This window comes from Streptomyces sp. NPDC079141, assembly GCF_040686775.1.
Taxonomy (GTDB): domain Bacteria; phylum Actinomycetota; class Actinomycetes; order Streptomycetales; family Streptomycetaceae; genus Streptomyces.
This window is the reverse complement of sequence record NZ_JBFBLP010000002.1, coordinates 201,842-221,275: the sequence shown is the minus strand read 5'-3', so window position 1 is coordinate 221,275 and position 19,434 is coordinate 201,842. Positions and strand designations below refer to the sequence as shown.

Genomic DNA, 19,434 nt, shown 5'->3' with positions numbered 1-19,434 from the left:
GTTCTCGCGAACTCGCCGCCCCCCGAATTCAGATTCACCATCAATTGTTATTCGTACTTGAAAGTGAGCAGTAATGGCGAGCAAGGTCAGCGGGGGCCGCATTACGCTGGTGGCATCCATCTACATCGCCGCACTCTTCGCTCTGCTGATCAGCAGGTCGGCGACCAACGAGGCGGATATGTACGGCGAGTCGCAGACGTACGACGTCGACAGCGTGACGAACGCCTACGTCTTCCTTTTCGTTTCTCTCGCTTTCCTGGCGCTGGCCTCCTGGATGGCCCGCTCGTGGAAGGTCTGCTGGGCCATCTCCGTGGGCGTCCTCGCCCTGCTCGTGCTGCGCTGGGCCGATATTCCGCAGCTGCTTTCGTGATCGTGTCCGGTCAACGTCCCGGGCCGGTTCCACGTCTTCGCACACGTGGTCCCATCCGAACTCACCCGCAGCAGACCCCCGCAGTCGGCGGCCCCGGCCCGGCGCCGGCTCCCGCGCGCGGCCTGGGACAGGCACCGGGTCCCCCTGCTGGCGACCCTCCCCCTGCTGCCCCTCTACGTGCTGTGGTGGACCCTCCTCGCCACCGGCGGCGGTGACCTCGCGGCCCAGCAGGCCTGGGCCGACTTCGCCTCACGGCACGGCGGATCGGCGTACAACCTGTTCTGGTACGGCGGGATGCACACCGCCAACTACAGCCTGATCTCGCCCTACTTGATGGCCGCGCTGGGCGTGCGCACGGTCACCGTGATCTCGGGGCTCGCCGCGTCCTGGCTGGCGGCGGTCCTCATCACCCGCTCCGGCGTCCGCCGGCCCCTCGGCCCGGCGCTCCTCGCGTCCCTCGCCCTGTGGTGCAACGTCGCCTCCGGCCGGACCACCTTCGCCCTCGGCGTCGCCCTGGGCCTCGCCGCCTGTCTGCTGCTCACCCGCGAGCGGCGGATCGCCCTGGCGGTGGCCTACGCGGCGCTGGCGGCCATGGCGAGCCCGGTGGCGGGCCTGTTCCTGGCGGTCGTGGGCGCTGCCCTGCTCCTCGTACGGGACTGGGGTCGGGCCCTCGCCCTTCTCCTCCCCCCGGCCGTCGTCGTCGGTGTGACGACGCTGCTCTTCCCGTTCACCGGCGAGCAGTTGATGCCCCCGGCCCGCGTCTGGCCGCCCGTCGTGCTGGGCCTGGCCGTGACCGCGCTGGCCCCGCGCGCCTGGCGGGTGGCCCGCTGGAGCGGCGCGGTGTACGCGGCCGGGACGGTCCTGACGTATCTGATCCCCTCGCCCGTCGGCACGAACGTGGAGCGGTTCGCGGAGCTGTTCGCGCCGGCCCTGCTGCTCGCGGCGCTGCTGAGCGCGCCCGGCCTGGCCGGACTGCGGCGGAATCTGCTGGTCGCCGCGCTGGTCTTCTCCCTCGCCTGGGTCGGCAAGAAGACGGCGGACGACCTGAAGGTCTCGACGCCGGTGCCCGTCTGGGCCGCCCACACCCAGGGCGTCATAGGCGCCCTCGACGGCCTCGGCGCCGACCGCACCCGCGTCGAGGTCGTCCCGGCCCGCAACCACCGCGAGGCCGTGGCACTCGCCCCGCACATCAACATGGCCCGCGGCTGGAACCGCCAGCTCGACAGGGAACGCGCCGGCCTCTTCTACGACGGCACGTTCTCCGCCGCCACCTACCGGGCCTGGCTGGACCGTTGGGCCGTCGGCCTGGTCGTCCTGCCCCTGGGCAAGCCCGACGGCTACGCCGAGGACGAGGCCCGGCTGCTCACCGACCGGCGCCCGGCCTGGCTGGAGCCGGTCTGGCAGGACGCACACTGGCGCATCTACCGCGTCCGCGACGCCGTCCCCCTGGTCTCACCCCCCGCGCAGGTCGTCCGCGCGACCGGCGCCGACCTGGTCGTCCACCTGCCCCGCGCGGCCACGGTGACCGTACGCGTGGCGTACTCCCCGTGGCTGCGCGCCGAGGACGGCTGCCTCTCCCGCCGGGGCGAGTTCACCCGCCTCACGGTCACGGCCCCGGGCGAGTACCGCATCAGCTCGGAATACGACCCTTCAGCGGCTCCGGCTCGGTGTTGACGGGCGCTTCCTCGGCCGAACGGGCGCGGGGGCCCTGGAGGGCGTACGTCAGGGCGAAGCCCGCGGCGACCACCGCCGCGCCGCCCGCCGCGTCCAGGACCCAGTGGTTGCCGGTGACGACGATCGCGGTGAGCGTGAAGAACGGGTGCAGCAGGCCGAGGGCCTTCATCCACATCCTCGGCGCGACGATCGCGATGACCAGACCGCACCACAGTGACCAGCCGAAGTGCAGCGAGGGCATCGCCGCGTACTGGTTGGTCAGCGCGGTGAGCGTGCCGTAGTCCGGCTTGGTGAAGTCCTGTACGCCGTGGACGGTGTCGATGATCCCGAGGCCGGGCATCAGGCGCGGCGGGGCCAGCGGGTAGAGCCAGAAACCGACCAGGGCGAGCAGGGTGGCGAAGCCGAGGGCGGAACGGGCCCAGCGGTAGTCGACCGGGCGGCGCCAGTACAGCAGGCCGAGGACGGTCAGCGGCACGACGAAGTGGAACGACGTGTAGTAGAAGTCGAAGAAGTTGCGCAGGAAGTCGACCTTCACCACCGCGTGGTTGAGGGCGTGCTCGATGTCGAGGTGCAGAAAGCGTTCGAGGTCGAGGATCTGCTGTCCGTGCGCCTCGGCCCGCTCCCGCCCGGCCGAGTTGCTGCCCCCGGTCGCCGCGAGGCGGACCTTGGAGTAGGCGGCGTAGGTGACCCGGATGAGGAGCAGTTCGAGCAGCAGGTTCGGCCGGGCCAGCACCCGGCGCAGGAACGGCACCAGCGGCACATGCCTGAAGCGGGTGGGCACGGGCGCCGCGTACGGCGTGGGAACCGGCGAGCGGTAGTACGGCGAGGTGCGGGACAGGAACGGCACGCACGTCGCGGCGGCGAGGGCGGCCAGCAGTACGACGTTGTCCCGCAGCGGGTACAGGAACGCCATGTTCGGCAGCATCATCTTCGCCGGGAGCGTCATCACCAGGACGACGGCGACCGGCCACACGTACCGGTCGGAGGCCTTCTTGCCGACCCGCCCGACGACCGCCAGCAGCACCCACAGCAGCTGGTGCTGCCAGGCCGTGGGCGTGACGACGATGGCGGTGCAGCCGGTGACGGCCACGGCGAGCAGCAGCTGGCCGTCACGGGCGTAGTGCACGGCCCTGCGGATACCGAGCACGGCCACGGCCGCGGACAGTGCGAGGAAGAGGGCGATCTCCAGCGGCCCGTCCGTGCCCAGCCGCAGCAGGGCGCCGTGCAGCGACTGGTTGGCGAGGTCGTCGGCGCGCCCGCCGAGCCCGACGCCCGCCATGTGGTGCACCCAGTAGGTGTACGAGTCGTGCGGCATCGCGGCCCAGGCCAGCAGCGTGGATCCGGCGAACGTCACGCCGGTCGCGGCGGCGGCCTGCTTGCGGCCCGTGAACCACAGCAGCGGCGCGAACAGCAGCAGCGTCGGCTGGAGCGCGGCGGCCACGCCGATGAGGACTCCGCTGCCGCGCTGCCCGCGCACGGCGAAGCAGCCCAACAGGACGAGCAGGACCGGAATGATGCTGGTCTGGCCGAGCCAGAAGCTGTTGCGCACCGGCAGCGACAGCATCAGCAGGCTGACCGCGACCGGCGCGGCCAGCAGGGAGGTCCGTCTGCTCACGGGCTGCGGCAGGGCACGGGCGGCGACCAGGCCGAGGGCCACGACGAGCAGCAGCGTGCCGAAGGTCCAGCCCCAGCCGAGGGCCTGCTCGGCGGACTTGGTCAGGGGCTTGAGGACCAGTCCCCCGAACGGGGTGCCGGTGAACTGCGTCGAGTCGTACAGCGACCCGTTCACATGCAGGACACCGTTGGGACCGACCCAGGTCTCCAGATCCGTCAGCCGCTCGCCCCGGGGGGTGCTGAGAACGACGGCCACCTGCCGGACGGCGAGGACGGCGGCGATCAGCCACAGCCCGATGCGGGCCGCGCGCAGGCGTGCCCCGGCCGCACCGACGGCCGTCGCTCCGAACGCATCCGCCGGTCGTCGCCCGCTGTGCTCCGCATTCGCCACGCCTCGTCGGCCTCCCGCCCCGTCCGCCCGCGCGTGCCCGCGCGGGGCTCCTTCTGTGAACCCTATGGGGCTCGCGCCGCCCCCGGACAGAGACGCAGGCAACCCCCGCTTCACCTGACGTCCGCTCTCCTTTTGTCCGGATGACGATAGTCCCGGGAGGGTCCCCGCGCCCGCGCACCGCGCGAGATCGATCACAATGCCGAACCGTGTACACGAAACCGAACACGCAGCCGTACCGTCTGAAGCCCTGGCGGCGCGTGACGGAAGGGGCCGAGGTGGTTCTCGCGCGGGAACGGGCGCGCGCCCGGGTGATCGCCGTACTCCTGGCCCTTCTCGCGCTGCAACTCGGCTCCCTGCTGGCACCGGCCTACGCGTGCGGCTGCGGGGCGATGGTCCCCGGGGCCGGGCAGCGGGTGTCGGTGGAGCGTGAGGTGTCCGTGGTCCGCTGGGACGGGCGGCGCGAGCAGATCGTGATGCGGCTGAGGGTCGACGGCGACGCCGAGCGGGCCGCCTGGATCCTGCCGGTGCCGAACCGGGCGACGGTCCGGCTCGGCGACCCCGCGCTCTTCGACGAACTGGACTCCGTGACGGCGCCCGTGCACCGGGTCCGCCACCACTTCTGGCCGCAGGACGGCGACTGGCCGCTGGTCACCGGCCGCGACTACGCGGGCCGGCCGCGCGGCCCCCGGCCCGGCCGGCCGGTCGGCGTGGTGGGCCGGCAGCGGCTCGGCCCGTTCGACGTGGCCCGGCTGACGGCCACCGACCCCGCCGCCCTGGACGGCTGGCTGGACACCAACGGCTTCACGCCGCCGCCCCGGCTGGCGGACGCCCTGGAGCCCTACGTCGACCGCCGCTGGGAGTACGTGGCCGTGCGCCTGGCCCCCGAAACCGCGGGCGCCCGGCTCGGCGGCGACCTCGACCCGCTGCACATCGGCTTCGCCGCCGAGGAGCCGGTCTACCCGATGCGCCTGTCGGGCCTGGCAGCCACACCGCAGTCCCTGGGCCTGTACGTCCTGGCCCGGCACCGCATGGAACCGGCCTCCCCGATCGGCGGCGAGCGCCCCCGCGTCACCTACGCCGGCCGGGTCACCCAGACCTCCGGGCCGCTGGCCGAGCTGGCCGCGGGCACGCCGTACCTGACGGCGATCGGCCAGGAGTTCCCGCGCCCCCAGGACATCTCCGGCGACCACGAGCTGCGCCGGGCGGCGGCGGACGACCCGTTCCAGCAGGTGATCTACGAGGACCGGCTGCGCACGGTGGCCGGCGTCCCGGCATGGCTGCTGACCGTGGCCGGCGGCCTGGCGCTGTCCGCCACGGCCGCGGTGGTCCTGGCCGTACGGCGGTCCCGGCGGCCGGCGCCGGAGTATATTCCTTAGCGCAGCTACTTAGCACCTCTAACTAGCCATGCGAAAGGCACAGGTTGATGAGCGACTCGCACCTCTGGAACGACGTCGACGCCTACTTCACCGCCCACCTCTCGCCCGACGACGACGCGCTCCAGGCGGCCGTCCACGACAGTGAGGCGGCCGAACTCCCGCACGCCGCCGTCACCGCCCCGCAGGGCAAACTCCTCCAGCTCCTCGCCCAGATCCAGGGCGCCCGGAACATCCTGGAGATCGGCACCCTCGGCGGCTACAGCACCATCTGGCTGGCCCGCGCCCTGCCCGCCGACGGCAGGCTGATCTCCCTGGAGTACAGCCCGGTCCACGCCGAGGTCGCCACCCGCAACATCGCGCGCGCGGGCCTGGACAAGCAGGTCGAGATCCGCGTCGGCCCGGCCCTCGACTCCCTGCCCCGGCTCGCCGACGAGAACCCGGCCCCCTTCGACCTGGTCTTCATCGACGCCGACAAGGCCAACAACCCGCACTACGTCGAGTGGGCCCTGAAGCTCACCGGCGAGGGCAGCCTGATCATCGTCGACAACGTGGTCCGCGGCGGCCGCGTGGCCGACGCCGACAGCACGGCCCCCGACGTCCGGGGCACGAGGGCCGCAATCGAGCTGATCGGCAGCCATCCGCGCCTGAGCGGCACGGCGATCCAGACGGTGGGAGAAAAGGGCTACGACGGCTTCGCGCTGGCGCGGGTGCTGGCCTAGACCTCGTGGTAGAAGCCGACGTTGACGCTGCGCGGCGCGGTGCGGTCCTGGACGACGACCTCACCGCTGCCGCCCCGCGGCAGGGCCACGGTGCCGCCGTAGGTGATGCCCTGCGCGTACTGGCCGATGGCGATCCGGACGTCGGAGGACGGCTCGGCCTGGGACCCGCGCAGCCAGGTCACCTGCCACGTCCCGTCCGGACCGCACAGGAACTCCAGGTGCACCCGGGAGACGAACAGCCAGTCGTCGGGGGTCACGAGCCGGCATACGGACTTGTCGCGGCCCACCCGCAGCACCGCCCCCGGCTCGCTGGGCGCGTCGGCCATGAGCATGCCGGCCGTGGCACCCTCCTCGGCCGAGGTGACTGCGGCCATGGTGAGTTCGAGCACGTGCGGTCCTCCTGAAATGGGCTTGGTCAGCGGCCGCATGATAAATCGCCCGGCCTCACCGCGTCCGGCACAATGGACGCATGACCGAGCGAAAGCCACCAGGCGTCCCGTTCGAGTCCTGGGTGGACAAGCAGATCCGCGACGCCGAGCGGCGCGGCGAGTTCACCCAACTCGCGGGCGCGGGAAAGCCGTTGCCGCCCGGAACCGACACCACCTACGACGAACTGTGGTGGATCAGGCAGAAGATGGCCCGCGAGGGCCTGGCCGTGCTGCCGCCGACACTGGCGCTGCGCAAGGAGGCGGAGGACACGCTCGCCGCGGCGCTGGACGCGCCCTCGGAGCGCATCGTCCGCAAGCTCCTCACGGACGTCAACGCCAAGATCCGCGACATGATGTTCAAGCCCCCGCCCGGCCCTCCGCTGGGCATGAAGCCGTACGACGTCGAGGACGTCGTACGGCAGTGGCGGGAGAGACGGGCGGCCGGTGAATCAGACGTGTAGCAGCCGTTCGGCCAGCTCGCGGTAGTCCCGCAGGGCCAGTCGGAGCTGTTCGGTGTCGGTGGCCGAGGCGGGCTTGCCCTCGCCGCCCTCCACGGCCTGCCAGGACCCGCGCAGGGTGCGCCGGCGCTGGGCCACGGCCTCCGTGAACCGTCCCGCGACCTCCTCCAGGACGTGGTCGGCCTCCTCCACGGCGGCACGCGGGCCGTCGACGAAGCCGGAGAGGGCGTGCTGAAGCCGCAGCTCCAGCTTGTCGCACTCGTCGCGCGGGAGGAGCGGGGTGTCGGCTTCGGTCATGTCACTCAACTCTCCTTGACCTGGGGCTTGTTCTCGGATTGCTGCGCGGACTGCTGCTGCTCGGGCTCCGCCCGGTGCCGGCGCCGTTCGGCCGGCCCCACCAGCTCCTCGAAGAGATGCCGGGCCTCGACCATGGCCTCGCGCATCTCCTCGGTGCCCGCATCCGCATGCGCGGTGCGGTGCACGCGCCGGTAGCCGTCCACGTGACCGGCGTGGTGGACGGAGAGCGCGGCGAGCTGCTCCTCGTAGCGCCCGCCGTCGGGGAAGCCCCGGGCGCCGGCCAGCTCCGAGAGCAGCCGGTCCGCCTCGGTGACGGCCTCCCGCGGCGAGTCGACGAAGCGCTCCTGAGCAGCCGTCCAGCGCGTCTCGTACTGCCTACGCTGCGCGGGCTCCAACGGCCGCTCACGCAACGAACCATGCTTCTGCACACGCTCACCGAGCTCCCGCTCGGCCACCTTGACGTCCCCGTCGTGCCGGGCCACGGCCCGGTCGTACTCGGGCCCGAAGCGCCGCCGGAGGCTCCGCCGGTTGCGCGGAGCTTGGGAGCGCAGGGCAACTGCGGCGGCGCCGGCGAGGACGACCGCCACGATCACGATCAGAGCGATGATCAGGCCTGTGGACATGGATGCCTTCCCGGGTTCTTCGAACCGGTACCGGGGTCGGGTAGCCGCGGGAAGGCTGTTCAAACGGCCGCGGGCCGGTGGGGGTTGGTCGACACCCGTAACGACCCTCCTCAACTGACCCGCGCCGCCGACCCGTTGTGCGGCTGTTCGCGGTCGGAGCCGCAGAGTTCGCCGTTCAGTTCCTTGACCAGTTGGGCGAGGTCGGTCGGGCGGTCGGGGCCCCACCAGTCGCCGAGGAGTTCGGCCAGGGATTCCTCGCGGGCCTGGGCGAGGTGGTCGGCGATCTCCCGGCCCTCGTCGGTGAGGACGAGGTCGAGGCCTTCGCGTCTGGCGAGTCGGCGTTCCTCGACCTGGCGGGCGGCGGCGAGGATCACGGGCAGCGGGACGGTGCTGCGTTCGGCGAGCTGTCCGGGCTCGACCCAGCCGTACTTTCTGATGCGCAGCAGCAGCCAGCTGGCGCCGGGGAGGAGGTCGTAGCCGGCGCGTTCGGTGATCTTCCGGTAGATCTCGCGGCGGCCCTCGCGCGTGCCGAGTACGGACAGCGCCCGGCACACCTCGTCGTACGACGACCGTTCGACGGGGTTGCTGGCGAGCGTCTCGGTGACGTCGGGCGCGGTGACGGAGGCGCGCAGCCTGTCCTCCTTGAGGAACCAGGCCAGGACGAAGCCGACGAGGGCGACGGGGGCGGCGTAGAGGAAGACGTCGGTGATGGAGGTGGCGTACGCGTGCACGGCCGCGGGTTGCAGCTCGGCCGGCAGTTCGGCGATGCCGCGCGGGTCGGCCTCCAGGGCCTCCGGCGAGACTCCGGCGGGTAGTTCGGCGCCCCGGAAGGCGTCGGCGAGTTTGTCGCCGAGGCGGCTCGCGAAGATCGTGCCGAAGATGGCGACGCCGAACGAGGCGCCGATGGACCGGAAGAAGGTCGCGCCCGAGGTGGCGACGCCGAGATCCTCGTAGGGCACGGCGTTCTGCACGATCAGCACGAGCACCTGCATGACGAGTCCGAGGCCCAGCCCGAAGACGAAGAAGAAGCTGCTCATCACGGCGGTGGAGCTGTGCTCGTCGAGTTGGTGCAGCAGGAGCAGTCCGAGGGTCGTGACTCCGGTTCCGGCGACGGGGAACACCTTCCAGCGGCCGGTACGGCTGACGATCTGCCCGGAGACGGTGGACGACAGCAGCAGCCCGAGCACCATCGGCAGCATGTGCACCCCGGACATGGTGGGGCTGACCCCCTGCACGACCTGGAGGAACGTCGGCAGATACGTCATCGCGCCGAACATCGCGAAGCCGACGACGAAGCTGATGACGGCGGACAGCGTGAAGGTGCGGACGCGGAAGAGTTTGAGCGGCAGTACGGGTTCGGCGGCCCTGCGCTCCACGGCCACGAAGGCCATGACGAGGAGCACGGCGAGGACCGCGAGTCCGACGATCTGCGGGGAGCCCCAGTCCCAGGTGGTGCCGCCGAGCGAGGCGACCAGAACCAGGCAGGTGGCCACGGAGGCGATGAGGAAGGTGCCGAGGTAGTCGATGACGTGGTGCGCGGTCCGGCGCGGGATGTGCAGGGCTGCGGCGATCACGGCGAGCGCGACGACTCCGACGGGGAGGTTGACGTAGAACACCCAGCGCCAGCTCAGATGTTCGGTGAACAGCCCGCCCAGCAGCGGCCCGAGGACGCTGGTCGCACCGAACACGGCGCCGAACAGCCCTTGGTAGCGCCCGCGTTCACGCGGCGAGACCAGGTCGCCGACGATCGCCATGGACAGCACCATCAACCCGCCACCGCCCAGCCCCTGGAGGGCCCGGAAGGCGATGAGCTGGGTCATGTCCTGCGCCATGCCGCACAGCGCCGACCCGATGAGGAAGATGACGATCGCGATCTGGAACAGCCGCTTGCGCCCGTACTGGTCGCCGAGTTTGCCCCACAGCGGGGTCGCTGCGGTGGACGCCAGCAGATAGGCGGTCACCACCCACGAGAGATGCTCCATCCCTCCCAGGTCGCTGACGATCGTGGGCAGCGCGGTCGACACGATGGTCTGGTCGAGCGCGGCAAGCAGCATCCCGAGCAGCAGGGCGCCGATCGGGACGAGGACGTTGCCCGGCACGTTCTCCCGGACGGCGGTGCCGTGCCGGGCGTGGGTGTCATCGGCCATGAGACCTCCCGGACGTCTCGTTCTCGCCCATCCCATCTTCCATCGTGATCGGTGTGACCGGTTATGGCCTGTTGAGTCCTATTGGAAGCCGGTATTCAGGGGGCTGGCGGGAAGAGTGTGGAGAAGTTCTGCATAATCTCTGGAGTTCTGGAGTTCGCGAGGGGAGGGACGAACAGATGACAGACCCGAAGGGCCATCAGTGCCCGGAGTGCGGGGCGCCACGGGGGGCCGACAACACCCCGTCCTGCGCCTGCACCCAGCGGGCCTCCGAGGCCCTGCGCGATGCGCGTACGGCGGAGGCGGCAGCGGCGGAGGACTTCGACCCGCTGCGCATACGGCCGTACGTGGAGCTGGAGGGCGCTCCCGCGGACGATCCTGCGCCGGACGACACGACCATGCCCCTCTCCCTGGCGCCGGACGTCCACCTGTTCGAGGCCCCCCGGGCGCCGGAGCCGGAGCCGGAACCGGCTCGGCAGCCGCAGGCACCGCGCGGGCGCCGCCGCCGTACCGCCCTGCTGGGGGCGGCCGGAGCCGTGGTCGCGGTGGTCGCGGCGGCCGGCATGGCGAGCGGCCTGTTCAGCTACGAGACGCCGACCCGGGACACAGCACTGCCGGACGACGTACGGGCGAGCGTGCCGGACGACACGACCTCGGAACCCGCGTCGATGGCGGAACCGTCCGCCGACCGGACCTCGGCGTCGCCGTCCCCGAGCGCGACGACGTCCCCGTCCCCGTCGGCAACCAGAACCTCCGCGTCCCCCTCGCCCTCGGAGTCCGCCACACCCTCCCCGACCCAGTCGGCGACCACCGCCCGCGCCTCGGACTCCCCGGCCCCCCAGACCGGCGCCCCGTCCACCGCCACCGTCCTGCGCCGCGGCGACCACGGCGCCGAAGTGACGGAACTCCAACTCCGCCTGGGCCAGCTGTACCTCTACAACGACGACGCCCACGGCAACTTCAACCGGCAGGTCGAGGAAGCGCTGAAGAACTACCAGTGGAGCCGCGGCGTGGGCCTCGACAACCTGGGCGTGTACGACGCGCAGACGCGGGCGAGCCTGGAATCGGAGACGTCGGAGCCGTAGCCCAGGAGCGCTCGCGCACGGCTCGCGCGCCCCTCGAACACCACTGCACGCGCGGGGGAATTGTGGACTCCCCTTCCGAAAAGCGCCCTATTTCCCCTCCTGACGCGCCCCTAGATTGATGAATGGTCGGTTCCGCCGACCGACAGACATCGGGCTCAGGAGGACTCCTTGAACAGCGTGTCGACCACCCCACTGCCGCCGGCCACTCTCAAGGACACCGCCGTGGAGGTGAAGGGCGTCAACGTCGTTTTCCACCGGCGGGGTTCCGAGCCGTACCAGGCCGTCACAGACCTCAGCTTCACCATTCCCAAAGGAACGGTGTTCTGCCTGTTAGGCCCCAACGGGTCCGGGAAGACCACCACGATCAACGTGCTGAACGGCCTGCTCAGGCCGACCGGCGGGGACGTCAGGGTGACCGGACTCGACCCGGCCCGGGACCGCAGGGAACTGCTCCGCCGCATCGCGCTGGTCCCACAGGAGACCGCGCTGTACAACGAGCTCACCGGGGCGGAGAACCTGGAGTTCCACGCCAAGTACTACGGCGTCGCCCCGCGCGAGATCCGGGACCGTATCGCACATGTGCTCGAACTGGTCGGGCTGACCGACCGGGCCGGCCACCGCACCGGCACCTACTCCGGCGGTATGCAGCGGCGCCTCGCGCTGGCCCGCGCACTGCTCACCGACCCCGAGGTGCTCTTCCTCGACGAGCCCACGCTGGGCGTGGACGTCCAGTCCCGGCAGGCGATCTGGGAGCGCATCGAGCAGCTGGCCGACGAGGGCAGGACCGTCCTGCTGACCACCAACTACATGGAGGAGGCGGACGCGCTCGGGCGCGAGGTGCACATCATCGACCACGGCGCGACGGTCGCGCACGGCACCCAGGCCGAGCTGAAGGCGCTGGTCCAGGGCAGCAGGCTGGTGCTCGACTTCGCCGCGCCGGAACGGGCCCAGCGCGCCCGTGCCGTGCTCGACGCCGTCTCCCCCGCCACCATGCCCTCGGAAGCGGCGCTGAGCCTCGCGGTCCCGCGCGGCGTGGAGACCGTCGCCTTCCTGCGCCAGGTGCTCGACGAGGTCGACGCGGTGGGCGGCGTGACCGGCTTCCGCTTCAGCGAGCCCAGTCTCCAGGACGTCTTCCTGCACTTCACCGGCCGCGCGCTGCGCGACTGACCGGCCCGAGGCGGAAGGAGCCACGCGATGCGATCCATCTGGGCCCTGGCCGGCAAGGACCTCACGGTCACCCGGCGCAGCCCCACGTTCCTCGCGATCACCGTCCTCGTACCACTGGTCTTCGTCGGCCTGTACGCCCTGCTCGTGAAGGTGTCCGCGACCAGCCCGGTCGCGATCGCCCAGGAGGGCACCGGTCCGCACAGCCAGCGGATGGTCCAGGTCCTGCGGGACATGTCCAGCGTCGACGGGGAGTTCTTCGAGATCCGGACCACCGACCCGGACGAGGCGCGGCGGATGTTCGACGACGGCGAGATCGGGGCCGTACTGACGATCCCGGCCGACTTCGACCAGCGGGTCGAGGCCGGCGAGCCGGTGTCGGTACCGCTCCAGGTCTTCAACATCAACTCCGACGGCACCAAGAACTTCCAGCTCCGGGCGGAGCACGCGGTGCGCCAGTTCGCCGCGGACGAGGGCGGCTCACTGGCCACCGTGAAGGAGACCTCGGCCTTCTCCGAGGACATGCGGATCACCGTCTATCTGGGCACCGGCCTGCTGATGTTCGCCATCCTCTACGCCTCGATGGTGAACACCGGCACGCTGGTCGCCAGAGAGTGGGAGGAACGCACGGCCAAGCCACTGGTCCTCTCCCCCGTGGGCAACACGCCCTTCGTACTGGGCAAATGGCTGGCAGCCGCGGCACAGACAGTGATCAGCATGATCGGAGTGCTGCTGGGACTGGCCTGGCTGCTGGACTATCCGGTGTTCAGCCTCGGCTGGAACAGCCTGCTCGCCATGGTCGCGCTGTTCGCCTACGGCGCCGGATTCGGCGCCCTGATCGGGGTGGCCCTGCGCAAGTCGCTGCCGATGATCCCGATCTGTGTGGTGCTGGCGGTGACGCACTTCTTCGTCAGCGGCTACGAGTCGTATCTGCGGGGCTTCGCCCACGGCGGCGCCGTCGAGGGGCTGTGGCAGGCCACCCACTGGGCGCCGATGGGGCTGCTCACCGACCAGATGCGCTTCGAGGTGTCGGGGCTGAAGTCCGTCTCGCTGGACTGGTCGGCGATGGGCTGGACCCTCGCCGCGGCAGCGGCGCTCACCGCGCTCGCGGTGCTGCGGATGCGCCGGGCACTGTCGTTCGGCCAAGGCCAGTGAGGAGGGCCCCAGCCATGGAGAAGATCCGTGCTGTCCGGGCGACCAACCAGCGCAATCTGCGCCTCCTGAGGCGCCGGCCGGACCTGCTGGCCCAGTCGGTGCTCGTGCCGATCGTGATGCTCCTGCTCAGCGCGCTGATCTTCGGCGCGGGCGGAGACGACTGGCCGGTGGGCGTGACCGACCACGCGAAGAGCGAGCAGTCGGCGGCGCTGGTCGACGCGATCGAGGAGAGCAGTTCCACCATCACCCCGTACTTCCGGACCATCGAGACGGATGCGACCGAGGCCAAGGAGATGCTCGACGAGGGCCGTATGCAGCTGGTCGTCGAGATCCCGCCCGACTTCGACCGGACCCGCCAGGTGGACATCACCACCTACAACATCAACAGCGACGCGACGAAGAACCTCCGGCTGCGGGTCGAGGACGCGCTGAACGCCTTCGATGCCAAGGCGGGCAACCTCGGTGTCACCGTCGATCTGCGCACGGTCGAGCCGGAGGACATCCCGCGCTCGGAGTTCATCGCCGGCGGACTGACGCTGCTCGCGCTGTTCTTCGGCGCGGCACTGATCGCCGCGAACCTGTTCGCCGTGGAGCAGGAGCAGCGCACCACGAAGGAGCTGCTGCTGACCCCGGTGGGCGCCGGTACGGCGGCACTGAGCTGCATGCTCACGGGAACGGCGGTCGCGTTCCTCACGACGGTCCCGACCTATGTGACGGGCTGGCTGGCCTTCGGCCTGACCCCGGACCCGTCGGCCCTGCTCCAGGTCCTGCTCTTCATGACCCCCCTGATGCTGGCCTGCGCCGGTACGGGCGTCCTGCTGGCCCAGCTGCTGCGCCACCACCGCAGCATCCAGCCCCTGCTGATCCTGGTGGCCATCGCCACCTTCTTCTCGGCGGGCGGTTTCGTCAGTGTCCCCGGGCTGCCCCCGGAGGCCCGTGCCTTCGCCGACTGGTGGCCGCTGTCCCGCATCTTCGAGTGGAACAACCCGGTACTGCACCACTTCGCCGACAACTTCCCCGCCCAGCAATGGGCGTGGGCGCTGGCGGTAGCCGTACTCGGCGCGCTGGCGGCCCTGTGGGCGGCCCGCAAGGAACGCTACGCAGCGCACTCGGCGGGCCAGTAAGGACAGGTCCCCGCCGTGGAGCCCGGCAAGGTGCTCCACGGCGGGGACCTGTCAACGTCTCAGTCGAGGCAGAACTCGTTGCCCTCGATGTCCTGCATCAGCTGGCAGGACTCGTTGACACCGTCGGCGACCAGCAGTTTCCCGCGTACCGCGCCGAGCTCTGTCAGTCGCGTGCACTCGGCCTCAAGCGCGGCCAGCCGCTCCTCGCCCACGAGCCCGGTGCCGACCCGCACATCGAGATGCACCCGGTTCTTGACGACCTTCCCCTCGGGAACGCGCTGAAAATACAGCCGCGGGCCCACACCGGTGGGGTCGGCGCAGGATGCGTCCGCCGGCCCCGAATACCCCTCGGGCACCGCACGCTCGAACTCTTCCCAAGTGGCGAACCCCTCGGGTGGCGGCGGCCCGTCATATCCCAGTACCTGAGCCCAGAAACGGGCGACGAGCTGAGGTTCCGCGCAGTCGAAGGTGACTTGGACTTTCTTGATCGTCGTCATCGGCCCATCGTAGGGACGGGGTTCTCGACCGGGGGCTGAAACAGCCCGGTCGCCGCGTCAGCCCACGTGCAGCCGGACTCCGCCGTCCGCCGGCTCCACCCGTACCTCGGTGAGATCCCGGACCACCACGTCAGGCCCGTGGAAACCGGCCCGCGGGCCGACGCCCACGACGCGCATGCCCGCCGCGCGCCCGGCCTGGATTCCCGCCGCCGAGTCCTCGAAGACGACGCAGTCGGCGGGATCCACACCCAGCTCCGCCGCGCCCTTGAGGAACCCTTCCGGATCCGGCTTGCTCGCGCCGACGGACTCCGCGGTCACCCGGACATCGGGCAGGGCGAGCCCCGCCGCCGCCATCCGCGCCGTGGACAGGGCCACATCCGCCGACGTGACCAGGGCGTGCGGCACGGGCGAGGGTCCCCGCAGCGAGGCCAGGAACTCGCCCGCACCCGGAATGGCCACGACGCCGTCCATGTCCGCGGTCTCCTCCGCGAGCATGCGCGCGTTCTCGGCGTGGTTCTGCGCCATCGGCCGCCCGGGCAGCAGCAAGGCCATCGAGGCGTACCCCTGCCGCCCGTGCACGACCTTCATGACCTCGTCGCCGTTCAGTCCGTGCCGGTCGGCCCAGCGGCGCCAGATCCGCTCCACGACGGCATCCGAGTTGACGAGGGTGCCGTCCATGTCCAGCAGCAGGGCACGGGCGGTGAGCACGGTGGTGGCGGTGGCCGTCATCGGCAGCTCCAAAGCGCGGGACGAGGGACAAGGTGGTCCCGCCCGCCGGTCAGGGAAAACGAGCGGGAGCCACTTTGTTCCTCTACGGTACAAAACCAAACCATGATCACGCCACCACTCCGCCGAACGTTCACACGCCGTTCAGCAAACCCGGCGATCACCCGGCAATCGCCTCCCACAGGCTCCACACCCCCAGCGCCAGCATCAGCAGCGCCGCGATCTGCGTGATCAGCCGCAACGGCACCCGCTTCATCAGCGCCTTGCCGCCGACGATGCCGAGCCCGGCCACGGCCCACAGCGCCAGCACCGCGCCCAGCCCCACCGACAGCGGATCGTCGTACCGCGCCGCGAGGTTCGCCGTCATGATCTGCGTCAGATCACCGAACTCGGCGACGAGGATGAGCATGAACCCCGCCCCGGAGACCTTCCAGAACGACTGGTTCTCCGGCTTGCGGACCTCCTCCTCGTCCTCCCCCTTCTTCATCAGCAGCACCGCCGCACCGCCCAGGAACAGCACACCCGTCAGCGCGTGCACGATCTGCTGCGGCAGCAGCGTCAGCACACTGCCGGCCGCCACGGCGAGCGCCACATGCAGGGCAAACGCGGCGGCGACGCCCGCGAAGACGTAGGAGGCGCGATAACGGGTGCCGAGGACGAGCCCGGCGAGCGCCGTCTTGTCGGGCAGCTCGGCCAGGAAGACGACGCCGAAGACGAGCGCCACAACGCTGAAGCTGATCAAGGTTCCTCAATCGGTCGGGGCTGCCCCACCGAGAGTTCCTACCGCTGCACGGCGACACCTCGGCACGGCAGCACACGGTCAGTGCACTGCTTGCCGAAGGTCTCGCTGGCCGGTCCGCGCAACGCGGACCTGCCTCCGGGCGCCGGCTCAGACGAGCTGAGCAGTATGTCGACGGTCCGGCGAAGAGCTACTCCCCTTCATGCGCCGTCCATCGTACGTGATCGTTTCGCCGTAAACCTTGTCATGTCATGCACGCGTCATTAACTTCTCACGCAACGCACACCTCCCCGCAACACGGCGTGGCGAGCATTCAGGCGCCCGCAACGCCCAACACCCCCACACCCCCAAGGGAGTTCGCATGTCGAAGTTCTACGCGCGTCGACGGCTGAGCATACTCGCGGCCATGACCGGTCTCATAGCCTCCGTCGGCCTCTTCAACGGCCCGACCGCCTCCGCCGCCCTCCCGACCCCGGTCAGCGCCTCCACCGCCCGCACCTACCTCGCCTCGCTCACCGTCGCCACCGAGGACCGCACCGGCTACAACCGCGACCTCTTCCCGCACTGGATCACCCAGTCCGGCACCTGCAACACCCGCGAGGTCGTCCTCAAGCGCGACGGCTCGAACGTCGTCCAGGACTCCTCCTGCGCCGCCACCAGCGGCAGCTGGTACTCCCCCTACGACGGCGCCACCTGGTACGCCGCCTCCGACGTCGACATCGACCACCTCGTCCCGCTGGCCGAGGCCTGGGACTCCGGCGCCGACAGCTGGACCACCTCCCGCCGCCAGGCCTTCGCCAACGACCTGACCCGCCCGCAGCTGATCGCCGTCACCGACAACGTCAACCAGGCCAAGGGCGACCAGGACCCGGCCACCTGGATGCCGTCGATCACCTCGTACCGCTGCACCTACGTCCGCGCCTGGGTCCAGGTGAAGTACTACTACGGCCTCTCCGTCGACTCCGCCGAGAAGAGCGCCCTCACCAGCTACCTGAACAACTGCTGATCGACAGCAATTGGTGATCCCGGAACCTCCCCACCGGCCTCCGTCGTTCCGTACCGTACGGGGCGACGGAGGAGGGGATCACCGTGGCCGAGCTGCGCCTGGGACCACTGCTGAGGTACGCCGACGGCTCGTCCGCGACCGTCTGGGTCGAGGCGAGCCGTCCGTGCACCGCCGAGGTGCGCGGCGCGGACGGCGCCCACGGCACGTCCCGCACCTTCCAGATCGCCGGGCACCACTACGCACTGGTCGAGGTCACCGGCCTGACACCGGGCACGGCACAGTCCTACGAGGTGCTCCTCGACGGCGCCCCCGTGTGGCCGCCGCCCGGCTCCCCGTTCCCGCCGTCCGTCATCCGCACCCCGAGCGCCGACGACCCCGTCCGCGTCACCTTCGGCTCCTGCCGCTGGGCCGCCCCGCCGGAGGGCGAGCAGGACCCGGTCGGACCCGACGCCCTGGACACCCTGGCGGCCCGGATCGCGGCCGACCCGGGATCCGACCGGCCGGACGTCCTGCTGCTGCTCGGCGACCAGGTCTACGCCGACGAGACCTCCGAGGCCACCCGCCGCTGGCTGGCCGCGCGCCGCGACCTGAGCGACCCGCCGGGCAACGAGGTGGCGGACTACGAGGAGTACACCCGCCTCTACTACGAGTCGTGGCTCGACCCCGAGGTTCGCTGGCTGCTGTCCACCGTGCCCAGCTGCATGATCTTCGACGACCATGACGTCATCGACGACTGGAACACCTCCGCCGCCTGGCTCGCCGACATGCGGGCCACCCCGTGGTGGCGCGAGCGGCTGCTGAGCGGCCTGATGTCGTACTGGGTCCACCAGCACCTGGGCAACCTCTCACCGGCCGAGCTGGCCGCCGACCCGCTCTACGCCGCCGTACGACAGACCCCGGACGCCACCGACGAGTTGCGCGCCTTCGCCTGCAAGGCCGACGCCGACCCGGGCTCGGTGCGCTGGAGTTACCGGCGCGACTTCGGCCGCGTACGCCTGCTGATGGTGGACACCCGCGCGGCCCGCGTCCTCGACGAGGAGCAGCGCGCGATGCTCGACCCGGGCGAGGCGCAGTGGCTGCGCGAGCAGACGCTGGACGCGCGCGAGGCGTACGACCATCTCCTCGTCGGCACCTCGCTGCCCTGGCTGCTGCCGCATCTGGTGCACGACGCCGAGGCCTGGAACGCGGCGCTGTGCCGGGGTGAACGGGGCGCGCGCTGGGCCCGGTTCGGGGAGGACCTGCGGCGCCGGGCGGATCTGGAGCACTGGGCCGCCTTCCCGGCGTCGTTCGACGCGCTGGCGGAGCTGATCCGCGAGGCGGGGTCGGGGTCCGGGGCACCGGCGACGGTGTGCGTGCTGTCGGGCGACGTCCATCACGCGTACGTCGCGGAGCCCACCTGGCCCTCCGGGGCGCCCGACTCCCGTGTCCTGCAGCTCACTTGCTCCCCCGTCCACAACTCCATCCCGCTGTCGATCCGGCTCGGCTTCCGCTTCGGCTGGAGCGCGGTGGCACGGGCGCTGGGCCGCCGGATCGCCGGGCACGGCGGGGTGCCACGGCCGCGCATCGACTGGCGGCGCACGGGCGGCCCGTGGTTCGGCAACCAGCTGATGACGCTGACGCTGCACGGGCGTTCGGCGACGCTACGGCTGGAGCAGGCGCGGGCGCGCCGGGGCGAGGGCGCCCGGCTGCGGACGGTCACGGAGTCCGAACTCACCCCGTAACCCGCCCCTTTCGCAGGTTTGCCGGGCCCGTGCCGGCGGTGACGCATCCCACAGAGTCCCCGCGCTTCGGGCACGCTTCCCCCTTCTCCCGGCGGGATGATGAAGGGACCGTCCGCTTCCGGC

At 71.1% G+C, this 19,434-nt stretch carries 18 protein-coding genes and 1 pseudogene; 11 read left to right on the top strand and 8 right to left on the bottom strand.

The annotated features are described in order from the left end of the window. Window positions 1–73: 73 nt before the first annotated feature. Window positions 74–370: a hypothetical protein gene (locus AB0Q90_RS06105; protein WP_363159597.1), complete on the top strand. Its 297-nt coding sequence runs from the start codon at window positions 74–76 to the stop codon at window positions 368–370. A gap of 45 nt (window positions 371–415) precedes the next feature. Beyond that, complete coding sequence (locus tag AB0Q90_RS06100) at window positions 416–2,044, top strand: hypothetical protein (RefSeq protein WP_363159598.1); 1,629 nt, start codon at window positions 416–418, stop codon at window positions 2,042–2,044. Here the strand turns inward: AB0Q90_RS06100 and AB0Q90_RS06095 are convergent. Further along, window positions 2,001–4,049, bottom strand: coding sequence for a bifunctional glycosyltransferase 87/phosphatase PAP2 family protein (locus AB0Q90_RS06095; RefSeq protein ID WP_363159599.1), 2,049 nt, complete (start codon window positions 4,047–4,049; stop codon window positions 2,001–2,003). The genes AB0Q90_RS06100 and AB0Q90_RS06095 overlap by 44 nt on opposite strands. A 275-nt stretch (window positions 4,050–4,324) precedes the next feature. Here AB0Q90_RS06095 and AB0Q90_RS06090 point away from each other — a divergent pair, with 275 nt between their 5' ends. Both AB0Q90_RS06090 and AB0Q90_RS06085 read left to right on the top strand, forming a co-directional pair. Next, window positions 4,325–5,425: a DUF2330 domain-containing protein gene (locus AB0Q90_RS06090; protein WP_363159776.1), complete on the top strand. Its 1,101-nt coding sequence runs from the start codon at window positions 4,325–4,327 to the stop codon at window positions 5,423–5,425. A 47-nt stretch (window positions 5,426–5,472) separates the two neighbouring features. Further along, window positions 5,473–6,144 carry an O-methyltransferase gene (locus AB0Q90_RS06085; RefSeq protein ID WP_363159600.1) on the top strand — a complete coding sequence of 224 codons (672 nt, stop codon included), beginning with the start codon at window positions 5,473–5,475 and terminating at the stop codon, window positions 6,142–6,144. Here AB0Q90_RS06085 and AB0Q90_RS06080 read toward each other — a convergent pair. After that, window positions 6,141–6,533, bottom strand: coding sequence for a hypothetical protein (locus AB0Q90_RS06080; protein WP_363159601.1), 393 nt, complete (start codon window positions 6,531–6,533; stop codon window positions 6,141–6,143). The two genes, AB0Q90_RS06085 and AB0Q90_RS06080, sit on opposite strands and share 4 nt — an antisense overlap. A gap of 80 nt (window positions 6,534–6,613) precedes the next feature. On the opposite strand from AB0Q90_RS06080, the gene AB0Q90_RS06075 reads away from it, so the two are divergent. Continuing rightward, complete coding sequence (locus tag AB0Q90_RS06075; RefSeq protein WP_363159602.1) at window positions 6,614–7,033, top strand: DUF1992 domain-containing protein; 420 nt, start codon at window positions 6,614–6,616, stop codon at window positions 7,031–7,033. Here AB0Q90_RS06075 and AB0Q90_RS06070 read toward each other — a convergent pair. The 3 genes and pseudogenes from AB0Q90_RS06070 to AB0Q90_RS06060 form a co-directional block, all read right to left on the bottom strand. Further along, window positions 7,022–7,306, bottom strand: a pseudogene (locus AB0Q90_RS06070) (hypothetical protein); the annotation flags it as partial. The gene AB0Q90_RS06075 and the pseudogene AB0Q90_RS06070 overlap by 12 nt on opposite strands. A 26-nt stretch (window positions 7,307–7,332) precedes the next feature. Continuing rightward, on the bottom strand, window positions 7,333–7,950 hold the full coding sequence (locus AB0Q90_RS06065; RefSeq protein WP_363159603.1) for a hypothetical protein: 618 nt from the start codon (window positions 7,948–7,950) through the stop codon (window positions 7,333–7,335). A 110-nt stretch (window positions 7,951–8,060) separates the two neighbouring features. Continuing rightward, on the bottom strand, window positions 8,061–10,097 hold the full coding sequence (locus AB0Q90_RS06060) for an MDR family MFS transporter (RefSeq protein ID WP_363159604.1): 2,037 nt from the start codon (window positions 10,095–10,097) through the stop codon (window positions 8,061–8,063). Window positions 10,098–10,273: 176 nt separating this feature from the next. On the opposite strand from AB0Q90_RS06060, the gene AB0Q90_RS06055 reads away from it, so the two are divergent. The 4 genes from AB0Q90_RS06055 (at window position 10,274) to AB0Q90_RS06040 (ending at window position 14,622) form a co-directional block, all read left to right on the top strand. Continuing rightward, on the top strand, window positions 10,274–11,179 hold the full coding sequence (locus tag AB0Q90_RS06055) for a peptidoglycan-binding protein (protein WP_363159606.1): 906 nt from the start codon (window positions 10,274–10,276) through the stop codon (window positions 11,177–11,179). A gap of 177 nt (window positions 11,180–11,356) precedes the next feature. Next, a complete protein-coding gene (locus tag AB0Q90_RS06050) occupies window positions 11,357–12,346 on the top strand; it encodes an ATP-binding cassette domain-containing protein (protein ID WP_363159777.1) in 990 nt (329 codons plus the stop codon). Between the two features lie 27 nt (window positions 12,347–12,373). Beyond that, window positions 12,374–13,498: an ABC transporter permease gene (locus tag AB0Q90_RS06045; RefSeq protein ID WP_363159607.1), complete on the top strand. Its 1,125-nt coding sequence runs from the start codon at window positions 12,374–12,376 to the stop codon at window positions 13,496–13,498. Window positions 13,499–13,512: 14 nt separating this feature from the next. Then, entirely contained in the window at window positions 13,513–14,622 is a 1,110-nt protein-coding gene (locus AB0Q90_RS06040; protein WP_363159608.1) for an ABC transporter permease, read from the top strand. A gap of 59 nt (window positions 14,623–14,681) precedes the next feature. On the opposite strand, the gene AB0Q90_RS06035 is transcribed toward AB0Q90_RS06040, so the two are convergent. The 3 genes from AB0Q90_RS06035 to AB0Q90_RS06025 form a co-directional block, all read right to left on the bottom strand. Beyond that, complete coding sequence (locus AB0Q90_RS06035) at window positions 14,682–15,119, bottom strand: VOC family protein (protein ID WP_363159609.1); 438 nt, start codon at window positions 15,117–15,119, stop codon at window positions 14,682–14,684. 57 nt (window positions 15,120–15,176) lie between these two features. Beyond that, window positions 15,177–15,848 carry an HAD family hydrolase gene (locus tag AB0Q90_RS06030; protein WP_363159610.1) on the bottom strand — a complete coding sequence of 224 codons (672 nt, stop codon included), beginning with the start codon at window positions 15,846–15,848 and terminating at the stop codon, window positions 15,177–15,179. A gap of 157 nt (window positions 15,849–16,005) precedes the next feature. Next, window positions 16,006–16,587 carry a TMEM165/GDT1 family protein gene (locus AB0Q90_RS06025; protein ID WP_363159611.1) on the bottom strand — a complete coding sequence of 194 codons (582 nt, stop codon included), beginning with the start codon at window positions 16,585–16,587 and terminating at the stop codon, window positions 16,006–16,008. Between the two features lie 358 nt (window positions 16,588–16,945). Here AB0Q90_RS06025 and AB0Q90_RS06020 point away from each other — a divergent pair, with 358 nt between their 5' ends. Further along, complete coding sequence (locus AB0Q90_RS06020) at window positions 16,946–17,590, top strand: HNH endonuclease family protein (RefSeq protein WP_363159612.1); 645 nt, start codon at window positions 16,946–16,948, stop codon at window positions 17,588–17,590. An 83-nt stretch (window positions 17,591–17,673) separates the two neighbouring features. Beyond that, the gene (locus AB0Q90_RS06015; protein WP_363159613.1) at window positions 17,674–19,311 is read left to right on the top strand and encodes an alkaline phosphatase D family protein; all 1,638 of its coding nucleotides are present in this window, start codon (window positions 17,674–17,676) and stop codon (window positions 19,309–19,311) included. The last annotated feature ends 123 nt before the right edge of the window (window positions 19,312–19,434 follow it).